At 62.4% G+C, this 569-nt stretch carries 1 protein-coding gene; it reads left to right on the top strand.

The annotated features are described in order from the left end of the window. A partial coding sequence (gene tnpC, locus ACOCD2_RS25385) for an IS66 family transposase (protein WP_419626394.1) occupies positions 1 to 569 on the top strand: 569 nt, incomplete at both ends.

Genomic DNA, 569 nt, shown 5'->3' with positions numbered 1-569 from the left:
CCGGCAAATCGGCCCAGTCGGACAAATGGATGTGGGTGATCCGGGGCGGACCACCGGACCGACCGGCGGTGCTGTTCGAATACGATCCCTCACGCAGTGAGGCCGTGCCCCTGCGCCTGCTTGATGGCTTCAGGGGAACACTCCAGACCGACGGTTATGCCGGCTACAACCGGGTGTGCCGGGAAAACGGCCTGACCCGCATCGGTTGCTGGGATCACGCACGGCGCAAGTTCGTCGAAGCCAGCCAGGCCGCCCCCGCGAAAAAGAAAGGCACGAAGGTCAGCAAGGCTGATGTGGCCATCGGCAAGATCCGCAAACTCTACGCCATCGAGAAACGGATCGAAGCCCTGCCGCCGGAAGAAAAGACCCGGCAGCGCCAGCAGCTGGCGCAGCCGGTACTCAATGACCTCAAGGCCTGGTTGGAGAAAAACCGCACCCGGGTGCCCAAGGACAGCCTGACGTATAAGGCCATGCAATACACGCTCAACCAGTGGGAACTGCTGACGGGCTATCTTGCCGATGGACGACTGCACATCAGCAACGCCCTGGCGGAAAACGCCATCCGACCC

Origin of the sequence: Thiolapillus sp., assembly GCF_048562965.1 — a bacterium.
GTDB classification, from domain to species: Bacteria; Pseudomonadota; Gammaproteobacteria; order Chromatiales; family Chromatiaceae; genus Thiolapillus; species Thiolapillus brandeum_A.
This window is presented reverse-complemented; position numbering and strand designations above follow the sequence as displayed.